The organism is Streptomyces sp. DH12 (genome assembly GCF_020873895.1).
Classification (GTDB): domain Bacteria; phylum Actinomycetota; class Actinomycetes; order Streptomycetales; family Streptomycetaceae; genus Streptomyces.
On sequence record NZ_JAHWGT010000006.1, the window covers coordinates 221578 to 243385 of the forward strand.

Consider the following 21808-nt stretch of genomic DNA (forward strand, 5'->3'; position numbering starts at 1 on the left):
TCTCCCTTGACCAGACCTGATGTCACCGTCGTCGTGGCGGTCTACAACACCATGCCCTACCTGACGGAGTGCCTGAACTCACTCGTCAAGCAGAGCATCGGCAGGGACCGCCTGGAGGTCGTGGCCGTCGACGACGGCTCGACCGACGACAGCGGCCGGGAACTCGACCGCTTCGCGGAGCGGTACCCCGGCGTCGTGAAGGTCATCCACCAGGCCAACTCCGGCGGCCCGGCCGCGCCCAGCAACCGGGCCCTGGAGTTGGCCACCGGCCGGTACGTCTACTTCGTCGGCTCCGACGACCACCTCGGCCGCGAGGCCCTGGAGCGCATGGTCGACTACGCCGACCGGCACGAGTCCGACGTCGTCATCGGCAAGATGGTCGGCACCAACGGACGCTACGTCCACCAGGCCCTCTTCCGGCACAACGACCCCGACGTCAGCCTGTACGACTCGGCGCTGCCGTTCACGCTGGCCAACACCAAGCTGTTCCGGCGCGACCTGGTCGAGCAGTACAAGCTGCGCTTCCCCGAGGACCTGCCGGTCGGCTCCGACCAGCCCTTCACCATCGAGGCGTGCGTCCGCGCCCGGAAGGTCTCCGTCCTCGCCGACTACACCTGCTACTACGCGGTGAAGCGCGGCGACTCCTCCAACATCACCTACCGCGCCGACCACCTGTCGCGGCTCCGCTGCACCGCCCGGATCATGGAGCACGCGGCGGAGCTGATCGAGGCCGGGCCGAAGCGGGACGCGGTCTTCGTGCGCCACTTCACCTGGGAGCTCGCCAAGCTCGTCCAGGACGACTTCCCGTCCCTCGACGCGACGACGCGCGCCGAGGTGTGCGCCGGCATCGCCGAACTCGCCGACGCGTACTTCACGGAGACGCTCCGCGACTCCATGGACGTCAAGCGGCGGGTGCGGATCGCCCTCGCCCAGCGCGGCGCCCTCGACCACCTCGTCCGCGCCATCGAGGACGAGGCGGCGCACGGCTCCCCGCCGCTCCTGCTGGAGGACGGCCGCGCCTACGTGCGCTACCCCGGCTTCCGCGACCCGGCCCTCGGCCTGCCCGACCGCCTCTTCGAGGTGATCGGCGAGGCGGTGCCCCGGCAGCTCGCCGACGGCACCCGCCTGGTCTCCGCCACCTGGGAGCAGACCGGCGAGGACCTCGCCGTCTCCCTCGCCGTCCGCGTGCCCGTCACCGGCGAGACCGACACCGCCACCGTCCGCCTGGCCGCCAAGGCCCTGCCGAAGAGCACCGACAAGCCCGGCGGCCGGCGCGTCCCCGTCGGCGTGGAACTCCCCGCCCGCACCGGCGAGTCGAGCCAGGAGCCGGCCCCCGACGGCACCGGCACCCATCTGCTCGCCCGCATCCCCCTCCAGCCGGCCCGCGCCAAGCTCGGCGTCCGCGCCTACCTGGATGTGGCAGGCTCGACGTACGAGATCCCCGTCAAGACCCAGGGGGTGCCGCTGCCCCTGGCCCGGCGCTGGCGCGAGAAGGTCCCCTACCGCGTCTCCGCCACCGCCAACGCCAAGGGGCGGCTGGTCATCACCACGGCTCCGCTCTGGGAGCCCTCGCCCGGCGTCAGCCTGCGACTGCGCCGCGTCCTGTCCCGTGTGAAGAGGAAACTGACCCGATGAACATCTGTGTAGTCGCGCTCGGCAAGATCGGTCTGCCGCTCGCCGTGCAGTTCGCCGACAAGGGCCACAAGGTCATCGGCGCCGACGTCAACGAGAAGGTCGTGGAGCTGGTCAACGCCGGCACCGAGCCCTTCCCGGGCGAGCACGACCTGGACGTCAAGCTGAAGAAGGCCGTCGACGCCGGGCTGCTCACCGCCACCACCGACACCGCCGCCGCGGTCGCGCAGTGCGAGGCCGTCGTCGTGGTCGTCCCGCTGTTCGTGGACGCCGAGGGCACCCCCGACTTCGGCTGGATGGACTCCGCGACCAAGGCCATCGCCAAGGGCCTCAAGCCGGGCACCCTCGTCTCGTACGAGACGACCCTGCCGGTCGGTACCACCCGCACCCGCTGGGCGCCGATGCTGGAGGAGGGCTCCGGCCTCACCGCGGGCGAGGACTTCCACCTCGTCTTCTCCCCGGAGCGGGTCCTCACCGGCCGCGTCTTCGCCGACCTGCGCCGCTACCCCAAGCTCGTCGGCGGCATCGACGAGGCGTCCGCCCGCCGCGGCGTCGCCTTCTACGAGCAGGTCCTCGACTTCGACGAGCGCGCCGACCTGCCGCAGCCGAACGGCGTGTGGGACCTCGGCACCGCCGAGGCGTCCGAGCTGGCCAAGCTCGCCGAGACCACCTACCGCGACGTCAACATCGGCCTGGCGAACCAGTTCGCCCGGTTCGCCGACAAGAACGACATCGACGTCAAGAAGGTCATCGAGGCCTGCAACTCCCAGCCGTACAGCCACATCCACCAGCCCGGCATCGCCGTCGGCGGCCACTGCATCCCGATCTACCCGCGGATGTACCTGTGGAACGACCCGGAGGCGACCGTCGTCCGCTCCGCCCGCGAGGCGAACGCCGCGATGCCGGAGTACGCCGTCGACCTGCTGGCCGCCGCCTACGGCGACCTGAAGGACGTCTCCGTGCTCGTGCTGGGCGCCGCCTACCGCGGCGGCGTGAAGGAGACCGCCTTCTCCGGCGTCTTCCCGACCGTCGAGGCGCTCACGGCGCGCGGCGCCGTCGCGTACGTCTCCGACCCGATGTACACGGACGAGGAGCTCGCCGCCCACGGCCTGACCCCCCACAAGGGGGAGAAGGTCACCGCGGCGATCCTCCAGGCCGACCACGCCGAGTACCGCGAGCTGGCCGCCTCCGACCTGCCGGACGTGAAGGTCCTGGTCGACGGCCGCCGCACCACCGACCCGGCCCGCTGGGAGGGCGTCCGCCGCGTCGTCATCGGCGGCTGACGGCCGGATCCCGCGGCCACCGAGGTCACCCGGCCCTGTCCCGCCCCGCCGGGCGGGGCAGGGCCGTTTCTCTCGCAGGAGGTTCCACGATGACCTGGATGATCACCGGAGGTGCCGGATTCATCGGCTCGCACGTGGTGCGGGCCATGACCGGGGCCGGCGAACGCGTCGTCGTCGTCGACGACCTGAGCTCCGGGCGCGCCGACCGGCTGCCCGCCGGGGTGCCGCTGGAGAAGGGCACGGTCCTCGACCGGGACTTCCTCGACCGGGTCCTGCGCGAGCACACCGTCACCGGGATCGTGCACGTAGCGGCGAAGAAGCAGGTCGCCGAGTCCGTCGCCCGGCCGCTGTTCTACTACCGGCAGAACGTCGAGGGGCTGCGCGTCCTGCTCGACGCCGCCGTCGCGGCCGGCGTCGGCCGGTTCCTGTTCTCCTCGTCGGCCGCCGTCTACGGCACGCCCGACGTCGACCTGGTCACCGAGGAGACCCCCTGCCGGCCCATCAACCCCTACGGCGAGACGAAGCTCGCGGGGGAGTGGATGGTCGGCGCCGTCGGCCGGACCCACGGCATGGCGACCGCCGCGCTGCGCTACTTCAACGTGGCGGGCGCCGCCGCCCCCGAACTCGCCGACGACGGCGCGCACAACCTCGTACCGATGGTCTTCGAGCGGCTCACCGCCGGCCGGGCGCCGCTCGTCTTCGGTGACGACTACCCCACGCCCGACGGCACGTGCGTGCGCGACTACATCCACATCGAGGACATCGCCGCCGCGCACGTCGCCGCCGCGCGACGGCTCACCGCCGACCCTGCGGCCTCCCTCGTCCTCAACGTCGGCCGCGGCGAGGGCGTCTCGGTCACCGAGATGATCGACGTCATCGGGGAGGTCACCGGGCTGCCGGCCGCCCCGGAGATCGCCCCCCGCCGGCCGGGCGACCCGGCCCGCGTCGTCGCCTCGTCCGACCGGGTGCGCGCGGAGCTGGGCTGGACGGCCCGCCACGGGGTGCGGGAGATGGTCGAGTCGGCCTGGGAGGGCTGGCGCCTGCGCCACCCCCTCTGAGCCGCACGGCACGGCACCCGGGCCGGTCCCGCGAGACCTCCCGCCCGGCCGGCGGTCCGGCACGGCGCCCCGGTGGGGGCCGTGCCGGACCGGCTCAGGCCGCGCCGACGCGCTCCCAGGCGCCGAGCGCGAGCCCGGACTCGTCCTTCTGCCGGGCCACCCACAGGGCGCCGTCCGTACCGACCACGGCCATCACCACGCGTCCCGCGCCGTCCAGCGCCAGCGCGGGCGCACCCGGGCAGGCGCTGCCGGTGAGCGTCCACGTGGCGCCGGCGCCCTCGTCCCGCGTCGGGTACGCGGCCAGCGCCGGCCGTCCCGTCGCCTCGTCCCGGTGCGCCAGCACCGTGCAGTCGTGGCCGTCGACGACCGTCCGCAGCACGGCCACCGGGCCGCTGCCCGCGCCGTCCCCGAGCCGCGCGGCCCCGCCTGCCTCCTCGCCGCTGTCCGCGCTTCCCTCGTCCGCCGCCTCGGCCGCCTCCGCCGCCTCGGCCGCCTCCGCCGCCTCGGCCGCCTGCGCCACCTCCGCCGGCGGGCGCCAGGCCCGTACCGTGCGGTCGTCGGCGTCGTGCCAGAAGTGGGTCAGCCCGCCGTCCTCCCCCGTCACGGCCGCCGACGCCGACGAGGGCGCCGCCCGCAGCGGCACGTCCGGCGCCCGCTCGAACCGGACGCCCGGCTTCTCCCGCTCCCAGCGCAGCAGCCGGTCCGCCGCCGCAGCCAAAACCTCCACCCGGCCGTCCCCGGCGAGCGCCACCGACACGGTGCCCCGCACGCCCGCGCCCTTGAGGTCCGCCCACGCGTTCCAGGCGCCGGTCTTCGCCTGGCTGCGGGCGCAGACACCGCCGCCGGCGTTGCGGACGAAGACGTTGAGCGACCCGTCGGTGTCCACCACGGCGGACGGGTGGCCTATCCGCTCGGCGAGCGAGGGGTCCGCCGGGTAGGGCGAGCCGAGCGGCCGCCAGTCCCGCACCGGCCTGCCCGACTGGTACTGCAGCGCGTACACGACCTCGGTGCCCATCGGCCCGTCCGGCAGCGGCGCACGCCGCAGCCCCACCAGGTGGACGTAGCCGTCGGCGCCCTGGGCGACCGCCAGGTACGGCAGCAGCCCGGGCGCCGCGATCAGCTCGGGCCCCGCCCACTCGGGGCCGCCCGGCCGGGTCTCGGTCCAGCGCAGCACACCGCCGTCCCCGGGGGCGTAGGCCGTCAGCCGGCCGTCCTTGCCGCGCACCAGCCAGCCCGTGGTCGCCGGCACCGACGGGTCCAGGACCGCCTGCGGCGTCTCCTTCGCTGGCGCGGGCTCGCCGGCCCGCTTTCTGGCTCTCCGCACGAACAAGACCGCCATGGCTGAACGCCGACCTTTCCCTCTACCCGTACCGCGCGCGAGTGATCCTCTTCTCCGGGCGCGCGACCCTAGCATCTCGCATTCCGGCCGGGCCGGTCACGGCCGAGGGGTCGGCACCGAGCACGCGGGCCGCGGGCATACGATGGCCGTGCCCCTCATCGACCTGACCCAGAAGAAGAGTGCGCAGTGAAAGTCATCAGCATCGTCGGCGCCCGTCCCCAACTGGTGAAGCTCGCGCCCATCGCGGCCGCGTTCGCAGGGACGGAGCACGAGCACTTCATTGTGCACACCGGTCAGCACTACGACGCCGACCTCTCGGACGTCTTCTTCCAGGGCCTCGGCATCCCCGACCCGGACGTCCACCTCGGCGTCGGCTCCGGCAGCCACGGCATGCAGACCGGCTCCGTGCTGTCCGCGCTCGACCCGGTCCTGGAGCGGGAGCGGCCCGACTGGGTCCTCGTCTACGGCGACACCAACTCCACGATCGCCGGCGCCCTCTCCGCCGTGAAGATGCACCTGCCGGTCGCGCACCTGGAGGCCGGCCTGCGCTCCTTCAACCGGCGCATGCCGGAGGAGCACAACCGCGTCCTCACCGACCACTGCGCCGACGTGCTCCTCGCCCCGACCGAGGAGGCCATGCGCCACCTCGCCGACGAGGGCCTGAAGGACCGCGCGGTCCTCGCCGGCGACGTCATGGTCGACATCTGCCTGCGCATCCGCGACGCCGTCCTGGCCGGCGAGCACGCCGCCCCGGCGCTGCCCGAGGGCATCGACCCCGCGCAGCCCTTCCTGCTGGCCACCCTCCACCGGCCGGACAACACCGACGACCCCGAGCGGCTCGCCGCCCTCGTCGACGCGCTCGCCGCGCTGCCCCTGCCGGTCGCGCTGCTCGCCCACCCGCGGCTCGTCGCCCGCGCCCAGCAGCACGGCATCGAACTCGCCAAGGGCTCCGTCCACGTCGGCCGCCCCCTGCCGTACGCCGGCCTCGTCGCCGCGGTCCTGGCCTCGGCCGGCGTGGTCACCGACTCCGGCGGCCTGCAGAAGGAGGCGTTCCTGCTGGAGCGCATCACGACCACCATCCGCCCCGAGACGGAGTGGGTCGAGACCGTCGACACCGGCTGGAACGTCCTCGTCCCGGACCCGCACCTGATGTCCGCCGACGAGTGGGCCGCCACCGTCACCCGCGCCGTCCCCACCGCCGACAAGGGCATCCCGTACGGCGACGGGCGCGCCGCGCACAACGTCGTCCGCATCCTCGAGGAATGGCAGAGCACCGTCCGCAACGACGGCTGACCGGCCGCCCGCAGGGCCGCGCCCGGACCCCCGCCGCACGGCGGGGGTCCGGGCCGGTCCGGCACACCGGCCGTGAACACGGCCGGTGATAAAGTGGCGCGTCGCCGCGCAATCTCCTAAGGAAGTCGACATGAAGCAGGCAGCATCCCGGGATGCAGCCGTGGTCACGCCGTGGTATCCGACACGGGAGTTGCCGTTCCGGGGCTCCTTCGTCCACGACATGGTGGCCGCGACCGCCCCCGGTTGCGACAGCCTCACGGTGTACCACGGCGACCCCTGGGTCGCCGCGATGGACCCGGCGACGACGAAGGCGGTCGAGGCGGCCAACGCCAAGCTCATGGCCCGCGCCGCGCACCGGGTGCCCACCGCGGGCGGCGCCGAGCTCGTCCACTTCCCCGTCACGACACCGCGCGGCCAGCTCTACGGGGCTCAGGCCCGCAACCACGAGCGCCACCTGCGCCACGTCCTCGGCGGCAAGCCCATCGACGCGCCCGTCGTCCACGCCCACGTGGGACTCCCCAGCGGATGGGCGGCCCTGCAGAACGCTCGCCCCGACGCCAGGGTCTTCGTGACCGAACACGCCTCGTTCCTGGACAAGGTCTTCCAGGACCCCGAGGCCGTCGAGCTCTACGACCAGGTCCTGGAGCGGGCGACCGGCTTCCTTGTCGTCGGCGACCCCGTCACCGAGGCCCTCGAGCGGCAGTTCCCGCACCACGCCGACAAGATACGGCGCATCCCCAACCCCGTGTCCTTCGACGCCCCGCGCCCCGAGCCGGTGAAGGACCTGCGCAACTGGCTCTACCTCGGCAGCGTCACCGAACACAAGGGCGTGACGTGGCTGGTGGAGGCGTTCGCCCAGTGCCACGCCGAGGACCCGACCCTCAGGCTCACCCTCGTCGGCGAGGGGCCGCTGCGCCGCCCGCTCACCGAGCGCGTCGCCGAACTCGGGCTGTCCGACGCCGTGAAGCTGCCCGGCTCCATCCCGCACGACGAGGCCCTCGGACTGATGCGGAGCCACGACCTGCTGGTGCACCCCAGCCGGTACGAGACGTTCGGCATGACCATCGTCGAGGGTGTCGCCGCCGGGATGCCGCTGCTGGTCACCCGCTGCGGCGGCCCCGAGAAGACCCTCGCCGGCATCGAGGACGCCGCGGGCGAGCTCATCGACGTGGAGGAGAACGCGGAGTCGATCAGCGACGGGTTCCGACGCCTGCGCGCCCGCTTCCTCGCGGGCGGGACGGACCTCGAGCGCGCCCAGGCGAAGCTCGCCGCCGCCTACGGCTACGAGGCAGTGGCCCAGGCGCACTACCGACTCTGGTTCCCCGACTCCCCGTGATGGAGTGACATGCAGGTTCTGTTCCTGGCCCTCGGCGCCTCGCGCAGGCGGGCCGTGGTCGAAGAGTCCGCCGCGGTGGCCGCCGCCGGCGGCCGGGCCGTCGTCCTGGTCGCCCGGAAGCAGCCCTGGGCGAGCGAGACGTTCGCCCCCGGGGTCGAACTGCTCACCCTCGCCGAGCTGGAGGCCAGGCACCTGCCCCGCCGGCTGGAGCGGGCCGTGCTCTACCAGGCCCCGCGCCGCGTCGCCGGCGCCGTCGGCCGCGGACCGCTGGGCGCCCGCACCAGGAAGGCCCTCACGGCGTACGAGAAGCGCGTCGCCGGCCGCGTGCACCGCCGCGTGTTCGTGCCGCTGCACCGCAGGGTCTGGCCGACCGCCACCGCCCGCGTGGTCCTCCGCCGCTGCTTCGGCCCGCAGGGCGGCCCCGACCTCGTCGTCGTCGCCGACGCCCTGTCGACGCGCACCGCCGCGGAGCTGACGGACGCCTGGGCCGCCGAGGGCCTGGGAACCCCGCGCCTGTGCTACAGCGTCGACTCCGTCGTACCCCCGGTCGTCGCCCGGACGGCCCCGCAGACCTCAGCCGCTCGCTGACCCAACCGAGGAAGACTGATGAAGAACCGTAGCGAACGGCGCCCCCGTGTGCTCTACCTGGCGTTCTACTTCCCCCCGTCCAGGGCGAGCGGCGTCTACCGCGCCCGCGCCACCGCCAACCACCTGGTCGAGAAGGGCTGGGACGTCACGGTCTGCGCCGCCCCGCTGGACTTCCTCCACAACGTGATCGGCTCCGTCGACGAGGAGCTGTCGAAGACCGTCGACCCGCGCATCCGCGTGGAGCGGCCGTCCCTCAACCAGTACACCTGGCAGCAGGACCTGCGTGACTTCAGCTGGCTGCGGCGCAGCTTCCCGCTGACGGCCAAGCGCGTCTACCAGTTCAGCCAGACCAAGCTCTTCCCCGAGCGGTACTCGTCCTGGGCGTGGGCGTCCGTCACGCGGGCGCTGAAGCTGCACGCCAAGGACCGCTTCGACGTCGTCGTCGCCACCGGCAACCCGTTCGCCTCGTTCGGCGCCGCGTGGCTGTTCAACAAGCTCACGGGCGTCCCGTACGTCATGGACTACCGCGACTCGTGGACCCTCGACCTCTTCCACGACGAGCCGGCCTTCCCCGAGGGGCACATCGCCTGGGGGTGGGAGAAGCGCATGATCGGCAAGGCGGCCGCGTCCGTCTTCGTCAACGAGGCGCTGCGCGGCTGGCACGCCGAGCGCTACCCGGAGGTCGCCGACCGCATGATGGTCGTCCCCAACGGGTGGGACGCGGACGTGCTGCCCAAGGTCGTGGAGGAAGCCGCCGGCAAGCGGCCCGCCGACGGCGACACCGCCACGGCGGACACCGGGAACGGCGCCGCGCAAGCCGCGGAGGCGACGGCGGACGGCACCGCGGTCGGCGAGGCGGCGGAGTCGGCGCAGGCCGGGCGAGCCCCGCTGAAGTTCACGTACCTCGGCACGCTTACCGCGAAGCAGCCGGTGGAGGAGATGGCCGAGGCGTTCAAGATCGCCCGACGCCACCCCGACCTGGCCGACGCCGAGTTGCAGATCCACGGCCACCTCGGCTTCTTCAAGAACAGCCCCGGCGCCCTCAAGGCCCGCCTCGGCCTCCAGGACGGCCCGCGCCCCGAGGGCGTCGAGGACACCGGTCTGCGCTACTGCGGCCCCGTCTCCAAGACCGAGGTCGGCAGGGTCTACGAGGAGGCCGACGTCCTCGTCTTCCTCGCGGGCGGCGGCCGGTACGTCACCTCCGGCAAGATCTTCGAGTACATGGCCTTCGGGCACCCGATCGTCTCCGTCCACCAGCCCGGCATCGCCGCGCAGGACGTCCTCGACGGGTACCCGCTGTGGTTCAACGCCGACAGCCTGGACGTCGAGGAGCTGGCCGCGTCGATGGTGGCCGCGGGCAAGGCCGCCCGTGATCTGACGCCCGAGCAGCGCGCCGAGGCGCGGCGCCACGCCGACACCTACACGCGTGAGGCGACGCTCGCCCCGTTCGAGCAGCGCCTGCGGGAGATCGTCGGCCGCTGAGGCCGCCGGCGCCACGGCGCCCCCCCGCGACGCGCACGCGCCACACGAGTGAGGCCCCCGACCGGAATCCGGTCGGGGGCCTCACTCATGCGGCGCGTGCGGGCGCCCGCAGGGTCACTCCGGGTCGTACGCCGTGCGGTCCAGGCTCGTCGTCACCTTCAGGTGCGGGTGGGACTTCGCCCACTTCCAGCCCGTCACCGTGGAGTTGATGTCGCTGACGAACACCGTGTCCACCCGGTCGAGGCCCAGCTCCGGCAGCACCCGCCGCTGGGCGATGCGCGCGAACAGCTGCGGCCTGACCTCCTTGTAGCCACGGTTGAAGACCTTCTTGTGGAAGGCGTTGGCGACCTTGGTGTGCGCCCGCTGCACGGTCGCCACGGCCAGCTCGGGGCCGATCGCCTCACGGTTCCTCGCGGCGAGCCGCCGCGCCCGCCGCAGCACGGCGCGCGGCGCCCGGTACACGAGGAACCGCTCGGCGCGCGGGATCCGCAGCTTCTTCTCGGCGTCCCCGACGCTCACGACCGGCACGCTCGGGTCCAGTTCGAGCCGCTCCCACAGCAGCGGCGCCGCGGCCGTGACGAGGGTGACCTCGACGCCCTTGCCCACCAGGTGGTTGGCGAAGTCGACGATGCGCCGCGGCTTCGCGGGCGTCAGCGCGAGGACCACGGCCCGGCCGACGGGCTCGCCGTCCCGGCGGACGACGGCCGCACCCGTCTCCTCGGCCTCCGCCGCCTCCCGCGCACCGGAGTCCGCGGCGACCGACGCGGCGGCCTCCTCCTCCGACGCGGCCGACGCCGCGGACGGTACCGGCGGCAGCGCGCCCCCGTACACCTCCACCAGCTGCTTGGCCACGGCCTCGCAGCCGACCCGGCCCTCCAGCGCCGTGCGCGCCGCGGGCAGGTCCAGCTCGGTGGCCCGCGCGCGGAGCGCACGGTACGCGTCGACGATGACCTGCGGGTCGTCGCTGACGTCCATCAGCGCGCCGGCCGCCGACTCGATGCCGGCCAGCGTCTCCTCGGGGCCGCCGCTGCGGGTGGCGAGCACGGGCAGGCCGGAGGCGATCGCCTCGACGACCGTCATCCCGAAGGTCTCCCGCTTGCTCGCGTGCACCAGCAGGTCGTACTCGTGCATCAGCGGGCCGACGGCCTCCGGGGCGACGGGCGGCAGGATCCGGAAGCGCTCGCCCAGGCCGAGCTCGGCGGCGCGGGCGCGCAGCTCCTCCTCGACGGGGCCGTGGCCGACCATGGTGAGCGTCGCGCGCGGCTCGTCGGCGGCGACCACCGCGAACGCCTCCAGCAGCTCGCCGACGCCCTTCGGCTGCACCAGCCGGCCGATGTACAGCCAGCGCAGCAGCTCGGGGGAGCGGTCGCCGCCGGGCGTGAACCGGTCCAGGTCGACGGCGTTGGGCACCACGCCGATCTTGTGGGCGTACTCCGGGAAGCGGCCCACGATCTGCTCGCGCAGCGCGGCGCTCACGCACATGACGGCGTCGGCGCGCTCCAGCATCTCCTGGTACATGCGCACCGCCGGGCGCTGCGCGAAGACCTTGTCGAGGAAGGAGGAGTGCTCGGTCACCACGACGCGGGCGTCGGGGCGGGCCAGCCGGGCGGCCAGCACGCCGCCGTAGATGCCGGTGTGGGCGTGGACGACGGGCGCCTCGATCTGCCCCGTCGGCAGGGCGCTGCGCGCCGCCTTCACCTGGGCGTTGACCCACGGCGCGTAGAGGCGGCGGTGGATGAGCGGCACGGGGACGCGCAGGATCGTGCCCTCGTCGGCGTCCAGCACGTGGCCGAGGGCCCGGCGCTCCTGGAGGCGGTCGACGGTCACCCGGATCGCGTCGTTGAGCGGGGCCGAGGCGCGACCGGACCAGTCCTCGGTGTGGAGGACGGACACCCGGGCGAACTGCCCGGCGACCGCCGCCGTCGCCGCCTGCACGAACGATCCGGCGTACGGGTTGTTCGGCGACGGGTACCAGGGCGTCAGCACCGCCAGGTCCGCCGGCTCCACGACCCGGCCCGCGCCGTGCGGCTCCAGCCGCAGCTCGACACCCGGCCGCCGCCGCTTGGCGATCCACGCCACGGGCAGCGCCTGGGCGTCACCGGCGACGACCACGTCCGCCTGCGCGAACGGCCCCGACTTCGCGGCGGCGAGCTTCTTGGCGGACGCCCACGCCGTGCCGTCCCTGCCCGGGGCGACCCGGACCACGTCCACGCCGTCGAGCCGGCCCAGCTCCCGCAGCGCCTCGCGCCACTCGGGAGCGTCCAGCACCACCAGGGAGACCCGGGACCCCGAGGCCGCGAGCTCCTGCACGTGCTCGCGAGTCGCCCGTACTCGGTACGTGCCAAGCGCGAGATAGAGCACGTGGCTGTTCATCTGGATCCCTTCGCCCTTTCACCTGCACGCCGCGCACCCGTGCGGCGGAGACGCCCCCACGGGGTTCGATACGGAGGTACAGCGCGGCGGCACCACCCTACCGAAGGCGGCGCCCCCTCCCGGCACGCGGCCGGGGCGCCGTCAGCCCTCGCGCTCGGAGAGGACGCCGTCCTCCTCCACGTACACGGCACCGGTCTGCGGGCACTCCCAGAGGCCCTCGCCACCGGCCCGCTCGACCAGCCGCACACCGGCCCGGCCGACCCACCCGATCCGCTTCGCCGGCACACCCACGACGAGCCCGAAGTCCGGTACGTCCCGGGTGACGACGGCACCGGCGGCGACCATCGCCCACCGCCCGACGCGCACCGGCGCGACACACACCGAACGCGCCCCGAGCGAGGCGCCCTCGGCGACCTTCACGCCCACGGCCTCCCAGTCGCCGCCGCGCTTCTGCTTGCCCTCGGGGTCGACGGAGCGGGGGTTGTGGTCGTTGGTCAGCACCACGGCCGGACCGACGAACACCCCGTCACCCAGCTCGGCCGGCTCGTACACCAGCGCGTAGTTCTGCAGCTTGACGTTGTCGCCGATCCGCACGCCGGTACCGACGTACGCGCCGCGGCCGACCACGCAGCCTTCCCCGAGCCGGGCGTTCTCACGGATCTGCGCGAGCTCCCAGACGCTGCTCCCGGCCCCGATCTCGGCGGTCTCGTCGACCTGGGCGGTGGGCTGGACCCTGTAGTTCACTCTGCTGTCTCTTTCGGGGGACGGCGGAAGTCTCTTCGACCGCCGAGCATACGCGGCCCCCCGGACGTGCTCAGGGCGGCGGGGCGGCGGAACAGGGCCGTACCGGGCGGGGTGCGCGACACCCGCCCGGTGCCGGAGCGGTCGAGCTCAGTGGCGCCGGGCGAGGCCGCCCAGCCGGTGCCCGACGCCCCACGCGGTGACCCGCCACAGGGCCTCGACGACGATGGAGCGGCTCATCTTGCTGTCGCCGCGCTCCCGTTCGACGAACGTGATGGGCACCTCGACGACCCGGAAACCCGCCTTCACCGTGCGCCACGCCAAGTCGACCTGGAAGCAGTACCCCTGCGACGCGACCTGCTCCACGCCCAGGCCCTCCAGGGTCTCCCGCCGGAACGCCCGGTAGCCACCGGTGACGTCCTTGATCGGCACCCCGAGGAGCGTGCGCGAGTACAGGCTGCCGCCGCGCGACAGCAGCTCCCGGGACTTCGGCCAGTTCACGACCCGGCCGCCGGGCACCCAGCGCGAGCCGAGCACGAGGTCGGCGCCGTCGAGGGCGGTCAGCAGCCGGGGCAGCTGCTCGGGCTGGTGGGAGCCGTCGGCGTCCATCTCGACCAGGACGTCGTAGCCCCGCTCCATGCCCCACGCGAAACCGGCGAGGTAGGCGGCGCCCAGCCCCTCCTTGCCCTTGCGGTGCAGGACGTGCACGTGGTCGTCGGAGCCGGCCAGCTCGTCGGCGATCTTGCCGGTGCCGTCGGGGCTGTTGTCGTCGGCGACCAGGACGTGGGCCGCCGGCACGGAGGACCGTACGCGGGAGACGATCGCCTCGACGTTGTCGGCCTCGTTGTAGGTCGGGATGATCACGAGGACCGACTCCGCGGAGCCCCGAGCCCGCCGCTCGTTGCTGTTCACTGCACCTTCACCTCGGGATCCCCGCCGGCGGGTCGGAGGCCGGGCGGATCCAGGCAGCATACGGCGTCCCCGTACGGCGGTCGGCTTCCGCCGTCGTCGGCGTCCCCACGTACCCTGTGCCGGGCGGAGCCACTCCCTTCGGTGACACCGCCGCGTGAGCACCTCGAAGGGCCGCGTTCGGGTGGGGGCCTGGTGCGTCGCGCAGGAGCGGCAGGAGAGAGCAGCTCGCCGGCTGATCTCGTCGAGCTGCTCGCCGACGGCACCGGGCGGAATGCCGCGTCCATCGCTGCCGCGCACCCCGAGGTCCTCGACCGCGTCGCCTCATGGATCCGGGACGCCGCATACGCCGGAGACTGGTCGAGGGTCGACAGGTTCGCCAACCTGGCCGCTCCTCTGCCGGTGGAAGGCCTCGCCGACGTCCTCGTCGAGATCCTCGAGTCGGGCGTCCGGGGAGCCAACCGGGAGGACCTCGTCGAAATCCTCGGTGAGATCCACGCGACGAACGCGGCTGCCTGCCTCCATCGGCTGGTGGAGCGCTCGGCAGGAGAAGACGCCCCGGCCTACTGGCTGTGCCAGAAGGCGATCGGTTCCCTGGGCTGCCTCGGGACGCCTGAGGCGCTCGGGTTCCTCCGGCGGCTGACGGCCCCCTCCTGGCCCGACCCCATCCGGTGGCACGCCGCCGTCGGACTGGGAGTGGAAGACGACCTCGGGTTCGACGAGGAGCGTATGTCGGTATAGGGGAGCGCATGCGGTACAGACGGGCGGCCGGCGCTCCGGCGGTTGCCGGGGAGGTCCGGTACGGCCGGAGTCGATCAGCGCGGCAGGTGGGGCGGGAGGACATCCGGGCGGCTCTTCCCGGCGTGCCGTGCGAAGTCCCGGCGCGGCTCAAGCGCGGTGCGGGTGGAAACGGTGTCCGTGGCCCGGCGTGTCGGACGAGGGCCGTACCGCCGAAGCCGTGCCGGACGCGACGGCACCCGCGGCGGGCCGGGCCGGGGCCGGCCGTCCGTGCCGGCGCGGTCGGAGGCGGCCCTCGTGGCCGGGCGTGGCGGTGCCGCGAGGCCCGGTTTGACCCGCGCGGGGGCGGATCGTAGTCTTGACCGTCGGCGTGTTCCCATGCGCGCCAGCTCCTGAGCACCTTCCCTCCCTGCTCCGGTCGGGAGAGGCCGTTCCAACCATCCGGTTCAGTCGCGGGCCCCGGCCCGTGCGGACGGCTGGCGTCAGGGGTTTCCGTAACGAGCGAGGAGAGATCCGTGTACGCCATCGTGCGCAGCGGTGGTCGCCAGCACAAGGTTGCTGTCGGCGACATCGTTGAGGTTGACAAGATTTCCACTGCCAAGGTTGGCGACACGGTCGAGCTCTCGACCCTGCTCGTTGTCGACGGCGACTCCGTGACCAGCGACCCGTGGGTCCTGGCCGGCATCAAGGTCGAGGCCGAGGTCGTGGACCACCACAAGGGCGCCAAGATCGACATCCTGCGCTACAAGAACAAGACCGGCTACCGCCGTCGCCAGGGCCACCGCCAGCAGTACACGGCGATCAAGGTCACGGCGATCCCGACGGCCGCGAAGTAAGGGACTGAGGAGACATGGCACACAAGAAGGGCGCATCGTCCACCCGGAACGGTCGCGACTCCAACGCTCAGCGGCTCGGCGTGAAGCGCTTCGGCGGTCAGGTCGTCAACGCCGGTGAGATCCTGGTCCGCCAGCGTGGCACCCACTTCCACCCCGGTGCGGGCGTCGGCCGTGGCGGCGACGACACGCTGTTCGCGCTGCAGGCCGGTTCGGTGCAGTTCGGCACCTTCCGCGGCCGCAAGGTCGTGAACATCGTCCCGGTCGCCTGACCGGAACACTTCGCGAGGGCGGGCCTCTCCTCCCGCACGGTGTACGCCGTGCGGGAAGAGGGTCCGCCTTTCGCTTGTTACTGCTGAGACACACGTACGTTCTTTCCGCACTGCTGGAGGCACCCCCACCATGACCACCTTCGTGGACCGCGTCGAGCTGCACGTCGCCGCGGGTAGCGGAGGCCACGGCTGTGCCTCCGTTCACCGGGAGAAGTTCAAGCCGCTCGGCGGCCCCGACGGCGGCAACGGAGGACGCGGCGGCGACGTCATCCTCGTCGTCGACCAGTCCGTGACCACCCTGCTCGACTACCACCACTCGCCCCACCGCAAGGCCACCAACGGCAAGCCCGGCGAGGGCGGCAACCGCTCCGGCAAGGACGGCCAGGACCTGGTCCTGCCCGTACCGGACGGCACCGTCGTCCTGGACCGCGACGGCGAGGTCCTCGCCGACCTGGTCGGCCACGGCACCCGGTTCGTCGCCGCCCAAGGCGGCCGCGGCGGCCTCGGCAACGCGGCGCTCGCCTCCGCCCGCCGCAAGGCCCCCGGCTTCGCGCTGCTGGGCGAGCCCGGCGACCTCCAGGACATCGTCCTGGAGCTGAAGACCGTCGCCGACGTCGCGCTCGTCGGCTACCCGAGCGCCGGCAAGTCCTCGCTGATCTCCGTGCTCTCCGCGGCGAAGCCGAAGATCGCGGACTACCCGTTCACGACCCTCGTGCCGAACCTCGGCGTCGTCACCGCCGGCTCCACCGTCTACACCATCGCCGACGTGCCCGGCCTCATCCCCGGTGCCAGCCAGGGCAAGGGCCTCGGCCTGGAGTTCCTGCGCCACGTCGAGCGGTGCAGCGTCCTCGTGCACGTCCTGGACACGGCGACGCTGGAGTCCGACCGCGACCCGGTCTCCGACCTCGACGTCATCGAGGCGGAGCTGCGGCAGTACGGCGGGCTCGACGACCGCCCGCGCGTCGTCGTCCTCAACAAGATCGACATCCCGGACGGCAAGGACCTCGCCGACATGATCCGCCCGGACCTGGAGGAGCGCGGCTACCGCGTCTTCGAGGTGTCGGCCGTCGCGCACATGGGCCTCAAGGAGCTGTCGTTCGCGCTCGCCGAGATCGTCGGCACCGCGCGCGCCGCCAAGCCCAAGGAGGAGGCGACCCGCGTCGTCATCCGCCCGAAGGCCGTCGACGACAGCGGCTTCACCGTGGTCCGCGAGGAGGACGGCCTGTTCCGGGTCCGCGGTGAGAAGCCGGAGCGCTGGGTGCGCCAGACCGACTTCAACAACGACGAGGCCGTCGGCTACCTCGCCGACCGCCTCAACCGCCTCGGCGTCGAGGACCAGCTGATGAAGGCCGGGGCCCGCGCGGGCGACGGCGTGGCCATCGGCCCCGAGGAGAACGCGGTCGTCTTCGACTGGGAGCCGACCATGATGGCCGGCGCCGAGATGCTCGGCCGCCGCGGCGAGGACCACCGCCTGGAGGCCCCGCGCCCCGCCGCCCAGCGCCGCAAGGACCGCCAGGCGGAGCACGACGAGGCCGAGCGCGAGTACGACGAGTTCGACCCCTTCTGACGGGGCCGCCCGGCCCGGCCCTCCGGGGCCGGCGGGCCGGGGCCGCGCGGCTGCGGGAGTACGGGAACGGGCGGGGCCGCCACCACGGCGGCCCCGCCCGCTGTCGTGCGCCCGGCGACGGGCGGGCGCGTGCGGGTGACGGGCGCGCGGGACGGCTGCGGGCGACGGGCGGGCGGGACGGCTGCGGGCGAGGGGCGGGCGGGACGGGTGGGCGTGGCGGGTTCGCCGGGCGCCGGGCCCGGTGCGGGCGGAAAATGGACCCGACCTGCACAACCTTTCGGTTTCCGTCGCCGTCTAGTCTCCGGGGCGGCCTCGCAGCGCCCCGTTCGTACACACATGGGGCAGCGTTGAAGATCTCTTTCCTCATCCACACCGTCTACGGGATAGGCGGCACCATCCGCACCACGCTCAACCTCGCGGAAGAGCTCGCGGACCGGCACGAGGTCGAGATCGTCTCCGTCTTCCGGCACCGCGACATCCCGCTCTTCACCGTCGACCCGCGCATCACTCTCGTCCCCCTCGTCGACACCCGCCCCTCCTCGCCGACGAACGAGAAGGAGCACCCCGACCTGCTGGCGCCGTCCGCGTCCTTCCCCCGCAACGAAGCGCGGTACAAGGAGTACGGCCGGCTCACCGACGAGCGGGTCCGCGCCCACTACGCCCGCTCCGACGCCGACGTGGTGATCGGCACCCGGCCCGGCCTGGTCGCGTACGTCGCCCGGTACGCCCCGCGCGGCGCCGTGCTCATCGGCCAGGAGCACATGACGCACAACCACCACAAGCAGGCGCTGCGCGACGAGATGCGGCCGCACCTGGAGGCCCTCGACGCGTTCGTGACCGTCTCCGAGGGCGACGCCGCGGTGTGGCGGGAGCACATGAAGCTGCCCGACACGCAGGTCCTGTGCATACCGAACAGCGTGCCCGAACCGATGGTCACGCCCTCCGACCAGTCGGGCAGCACGGTCGTCGCCGCGGGGCGCCTCTCCCGCGAGAAGCAGTACGAGGTGCTCGTCGAGGCGTTCGCCAAGGTCACCGCCGCGCACCCCGAGTGGACCCTGCGCATCTGCGGCTGGGGCACCGAGCGGGAGAAGCTGCAACGCCGCATCCAGGCGCTCGACCTGCACAACCACGTCTTCCTCATGGGACCGCGCTCGCCCATCGAGCCCGAGTGGGTCAAGGGCGCGATCGCCGTCTCCACCTCGCGGCACGAGTCGTTCGGCATGACCCTCGTCGAGTCCATGCGCTGCGGCGTCCCGATGGTCAGCACGGACTGCGACTACGGCCCGCGCGAGATCATCCGCGACGGCGAGGACGGCCTGCTCGTACCGGTCGGCGACGCCGACGCGGTGGCCGCCGCGCTGCTGCGGCTCATCGACGACGAGCCGCTGCGCCGCCGCATGGGCGAGGCGGCCCTGCGCAACGCCCGCCGCTTCGACCCGTCGGCCATCGCCAAGCGGTACGAGGACCTCTTCACCGACCTCCGGGCGGCGGCCGGCGCCAGGGCGGAGGTCGGCACGGCCGGCGCCCCGGCCGGCGCCCCGGCCGGCGCCGCGCCCGGCGCCGCCACCACGCCGGACGCGCCCGCCACCACGCCCGCCACCGCCCCGGATGCGACCGCCTCGGATGCGACCACTCCGGACGCGACCGCCCCCGCCGGCTTCGCGCCCGTCGCCGACTGCGTGGCCCGGCCCGACGGCTCGCTCGCCTTCACCCTGCTCTCCCCGCCCGCCGCGGCCGCCCGGTACGAGGGCCTGCGCCTCGTCGCCGTCCTCCAGGGCCGCACGCCGGCGGAGCGCTCCTGGCCCTTCGCGCCCGACGGCACGCTCACGGTCCCCGCCGGCGAGGACCTCGCCGAGGGCGTCTGGGTGTGCCACACCGAACACCCGCAGACCGGCACCCGCACCCCCCTCACCGCCCGCGCCGTCGACCAGCGCGGAGCGCTCCGCGCCGCCGACCGGCTCGCCCCCGGCGCCCCGGTGCGCCACCTCGTGCCGTACCGCCGCGCCCCCCGCCACCTGCTGGAACTGCGCTCCTGGGCGCGGACCGCGCACGCCGAGGCCGGCGACATCGAGCTCACCGACGACCACGTCACCGTCACCGGGCGGCTCCTCGGCCCCGTCGACCAGGTCGCCGGGACACCGGAACTCGTCCTGCGCCGCTACGACAGCCACGAGGAGTTCACCGTCCCCGGCACCTGGCAGGACGGGAGGCGCTTCCGCGTGACCCTCCCGTGGGAAGAGCCGGCCGCACGCCGCCACCGCGACCAGGACACCTGGGCGCTGTGGCTGCGGTACGCGGACGGCGAGCCGCCGGTGAAGGTCGCCCGCCTGCTCGACGACGTCGTCGCCAAGGCCGACGTGTTCACGTACCGCCCCGTCCGCCGGCACAAGCAGCGTCCGCTGCTCCTGCTGCGCCGCGCCGCCCGCCGCGTACGCCGCCGCCCCCAGCTCATGAACGAGCTCACCCTCCGCTACGACGGTCACAACGCCCTGTACATCAAGGTCACCGACGCGTGACCACCACCGGGAGGGGGGCGGCACCCCACCGCAGCGCACGGCACCCGGACCGCGCCCCTCAGCGGTGTGACGGCCCCACACACCGTGATCGCGAAGGGCCCACACGCCGTCCCGAACCGCCGGATCATGTGCGGTCGGTCACCACCCGCGCGGTTTCGCACCGCGCCAACACGGCTGGCCACACGGTGAACAACCGGTTGCCGGCAGGGGTCGAGCCCGCCCGTCCCGCCTTGCGAGACGGTCACGGAGGGTGCGACCATCAGCCCGTTCCCCGAGCCATAGCAAGGTAGGTCGTCCCTGTGTCTGCGCCTCCGTCCGCGCCTCGTGAAGCCAAGACCCGCACCACCGCCGTCGTCCTCGCCGGGGGCACGGGCCAGCGGGTGGGCCTCGCCATCCCGAAGCAGCTGCTGAAGATCGCGGGCAAGGCCGTCATCGAGCACACCCTGTCGATCTTCGAGCAGGCGGACAGCGTCGACGACGTCATCGTGCTGATGGCACCGGGCTTCGTCCCCGACGTCGAGAAGATCGTCGCCAAGGCCGGCCTGACCAAGGTCACCCGGATCATCGAGGGCGGCGCCACCCGCAACGAGACCACCGAGCGGGCCATCGACGCCCTCGGCGAGGGCCTCGGCGACGGCGAGGACCTGAACGTCCTCTTCCACGACGCCGTCCGCCCCCTGCTGTCACAGCGGGTGATCGAGGACTGCGTCGCCGCCCTCGACCGCTACCAGGCCGTGGACGTCGCCATCCCCTCCGCCGACACGATCATCGTGACGCGCACGCACGGCGAGGACGGCGAGTTCATCACCGACGTCCCGGACCGCTCACGGCTGCGCCGCGGCCAGACCCCGCAGGCGTTCAAGCTCTCCACCATCCGCCGCGCCTACGAGATCGCGGCCGGCGACCCCAACTTCCAGGCCACCGACGACTGCTCCGTCGTCCTGCGCTACCTCCCCGACGTGCCGATCCACGTCGTCCCCGGCGACGAGTACAACATGAAGGTGACGCAGCCCGTCGACGTCTTCATCGCCGACAAGCTGTTCCAGCTCGCCTCCACCGCCGCCCCCGCCCAGGCCGACGAGGACGCCTACCGCGCGCTGCTCTCCGGCCGGACGCTCGTCGTCTTCGGCGGCTCGTACGGCATCGGCGCCGACATCGCCGCGCTCGCCGAACGGTACGGCGCCCGCGTCTACGCCCTCGGCCGCTCCACCACCGGCACGCACGTCGAGAACCCGCAGCACGTCGAGGACGCGCTGGCCACCGCGTACCGCGAGACCGGCCGCGTCGACTACGTCATCAACACGGCGGGCGTCCTGCGCATCGGCAAGCTCGCGGAAACCGACAACGACACCATTCAGGAAGCACTGAACGTCAATTACCTGGCACCCGTCCAGATTGCCCGTGCCTCCTACAAGTACCTCGTGGAGACAAGGGGACAGCTCCTCCTCTACACCTCCTCCAGCTACACCCGCGGACGCGCCGAGTACAGCCTCTATTCGTCCACCAAGGCCGCCATGGTGAATCTCACGCAGGCCCTCGCCGACGAATGGGCCGCCGACGGAATCCGCGTCAATTGCGTCAATCCCGAACGCACCGCCACGCCCATGCGCACCCGGGCGTTCGGCCAGGAGCCCGCCGGATCCCTGCTCTCCTCCGAGGCCGTCGCCCGCACCTCCCTCGACGTCCTCCTCTCCGAACTCACCGGCCACGTCATCGACGTGCGCCAACAGGACCCCACCCGCGCCGCCGGCGAGGCGTCCGGCTTCGAGCAGGCACTCGCCGCCGTCCTGGACCGCCAGGAAGATGTGTAATACTCGCAGGATGTGAATTCCCGGGCCCCTGCATCAC

Annotated in this window: 17 protein-coding genes; 13 read left to right on the plus strand and 4 right to left on the minus strand. The window is 73.3% G+C overall.

The window, feature by feature from the left end; translation table 11 throughout:
• Positions 1-6 precede the first annotated feature (6 nt).
• The 3 genes from LPA54_RS07880 to galE all read left to right on the plus strand — a co-directional run bounded on the left by LPA54_RS07880 (position 7) and on the right by galE (position 3973).
• The gene (locus tag LPA54_RS07880) at positions 7-1635 is read left to right on the plus strand and encodes a glycosyltransferase family 2 protein (RefSeq protein ID WP_228975153.1); all 1629 of its coding nucleotides are present in this window, start codon (positions 7-9) and stop codon (positions 1633-1635) included.
• Positions 1632-2915, plus strand: a complete 1284-nt coding sequence (locus LPA54_RS07885; RefSeq protein WP_228975155.1) for a nucleotide sugar dehydrogenase — start codon at positions 1632-1634, stop codon at positions 2913-2915. Before LPA54_RS07880 ends, LPA54_RS07885 begins: the two co-directional genes overlap by 4 nt.
• 89 nt (positions 2916-3004) lie before the next feature.
• Positions 3005-3973: a UDP-glucose 4-epimerase GalE gene (gene galE / locus LPA54_RS07890; protein WP_228975157.1), complete on the plus strand. Its 969-nt coding sequence runs from the start codon at positions 3005-3007 to the stop codon at positions 3971-3973.
• Between the two features lie 94 nt (positions 3974-4067).
• On the opposite strand, the gene LPA54_RS07895 is transcribed toward galE, so the two are convergent.
• A complete protein-coding gene (locus LPA54_RS07895) occupies positions 4068-5312 on the minus strand; it encodes a hypothetical protein (protein WP_228975160.1) in 1245 nt (414 codons plus the stop codon).
• 186 nt (positions 5313-5498) lie between these two features.
• Here LPA54_RS07895 and wecB point away from each other — a divergent pair, with 186 nt between their 5' ends.
• The 4 genes from wecB to LPA54_RS07915 all read left to right on the plus strand — a co-directional run bounded on the left by wecB (position 5499) and on the right by LPA54_RS07915 (position 10011).
• Entirely contained in the window at positions 5499-6605 is a 1107-nt protein-coding gene (gene wecB, locus LPA54_RS07900; protein ID WP_228975162.1) for a non-hydrolyzing UDP-N-acetylglucosamine 2-epimerase, read from the plus strand.
• A gap of 130 nt (positions 6606-6735) precedes the next feature.
• On the plus strand, positions 6736-7941 hold the full coding sequence (locus tag LPA54_RS07905; RefSeq protein WP_228975165.1) for a glycosyltransferase: 1206 nt from the start codon (positions 6736-6738) through the stop codon (positions 7939-7941).
• Positions 7942-7950: 9 nt separating this feature from the next.
• Positions 7951-8529: a hypothetical protein gene (locus LPA54_RS07910; protein WP_228975167.1), complete on the plus strand. Its 579-nt coding sequence runs from the start codon at positions 7951-7953 to the stop codon at positions 8527-8529.
• An 18-nt stretch (positions 8530-8547) separates the two neighbouring features.
• Positions 8548-10011 carry a glycosyltransferase gene (locus tag LPA54_RS07915; RefSeq protein ID WP_228975169.1) on the plus strand — a complete coding sequence of 488 codons (1464 nt, stop codon included), beginning with the start codon at positions 8548-8550 and terminating at the stop codon, positions 10009-10011.
• A gap of 114 nt (positions 10012-10125) precedes the next feature.
• Here the strand turns inward: LPA54_RS07915 and LPA54_RS07920 are convergent, their stop codons facing one another.
• From LPA54_RS07920 to LPA54_RS07930, 3 genes are all read right to left on the minus strand, one after another.
• Positions 10126-12384, minus strand: a complete 2259-nt coding sequence (locus tag LPA54_RS07920; RefSeq protein ID WP_228975171.1) for a glycosyltransferase family 4 protein — start codon at positions 12382-12384, stop codon at positions 10126-10128.
• A 141-nt stretch (positions 12385-12525) separates the two neighbouring features.
• The gene (locus tag LPA54_RS07925; RefSeq protein ID WP_228975172.1) at positions 12526-13128 is read right to left on the minus strand and encodes an acyltransferase; all 603 of its coding nucleotides are present in this window, start codon (positions 13126-13128) and stop codon (positions 12526-12528) included.
• 147 nt (positions 13129-13275) lie between these two features.
• Positions 13276-14037 (minus strand): polyprenol monophosphomannose synthase, encoded by a 762-nt coding sequence (locus LPA54_RS07930; RefSeq protein WP_228975175.1) that lies wholly within the window; start codon positions 14035-14037, stop codon positions 13276-13278.
• A 192-nt stretch (positions 14038-14229) separates the two neighbouring features.
• On the opposite strand from LPA54_RS07930, the gene LPA54_RS07935 reads away from it, so the two are divergent.
• The 6 genes from LPA54_RS07935 (at position 14230) to LPA54_RS07960 (ending at position 21771) form a co-directional block, all read left to right on the plus strand.
• Positions 14230-14775, plus strand: coding sequence for a HEAT repeat domain-containing protein (locus LPA54_RS07935; protein ID WP_228975177.1), 546 nt, complete (start codon positions 14230-14232; stop codon positions 14773-14775).
• Between the two features lie 512 nt (positions 14776-15287).
• Positions 15288-15608, plus strand: a complete 321-nt coding sequence (gene rplU / locus LPA54_RS07940; RefSeq protein WP_023588745.1) for a 50S ribosomal protein L21 — start codon at positions 15288-15290, stop codon at positions 15606-15608.
• A 14-nt stretch (positions 15609-15622) separates the two neighbouring features.
• Positions 15623-15877: a 50S ribosomal protein L27 gene (gene rpmA / locus LPA54_RS07945; RefSeq protein WP_010476314.1), complete on the plus strand. Its 255-nt coding sequence runs from the start codon at positions 15623-15625 to the stop codon at positions 15875-15877.
• Between the two features lie 130 nt (positions 15878-16007).
• Entirely contained in the window at positions 16008-17444 is a 1437-nt protein-coding gene (obgE, locus tag LPA54_RS07950; protein WP_228975179.1) for a GTPase ObgE, read from the plus strand.
• Positions 17445-17791: 347 nt separating this feature from the next.
• Positions 17792-19960: a glycosyltransferase family 4 protein gene (locus tag LPA54_RS07955; RefSeq protein WP_228975181.1), complete on the plus strand. Its 2169-nt coding sequence runs from the start codon at positions 17792-17794 to the stop codon at positions 19958-19960.
• Between the two features lie 299 nt (positions 19961-20259).
• Positions 20260-21771: a bifunctional cytidylyltransferase/SDR family oxidoreductase gene (locus tag LPA54_RS07960; protein ID WP_228975182.1), complete on the plus strand. Its 1512-nt coding sequence runs from the start codon at positions 20260-20262 to the stop codon at positions 21769-21771.
• Positions 21772-21808 lie beyond the last annotated feature (37 nt).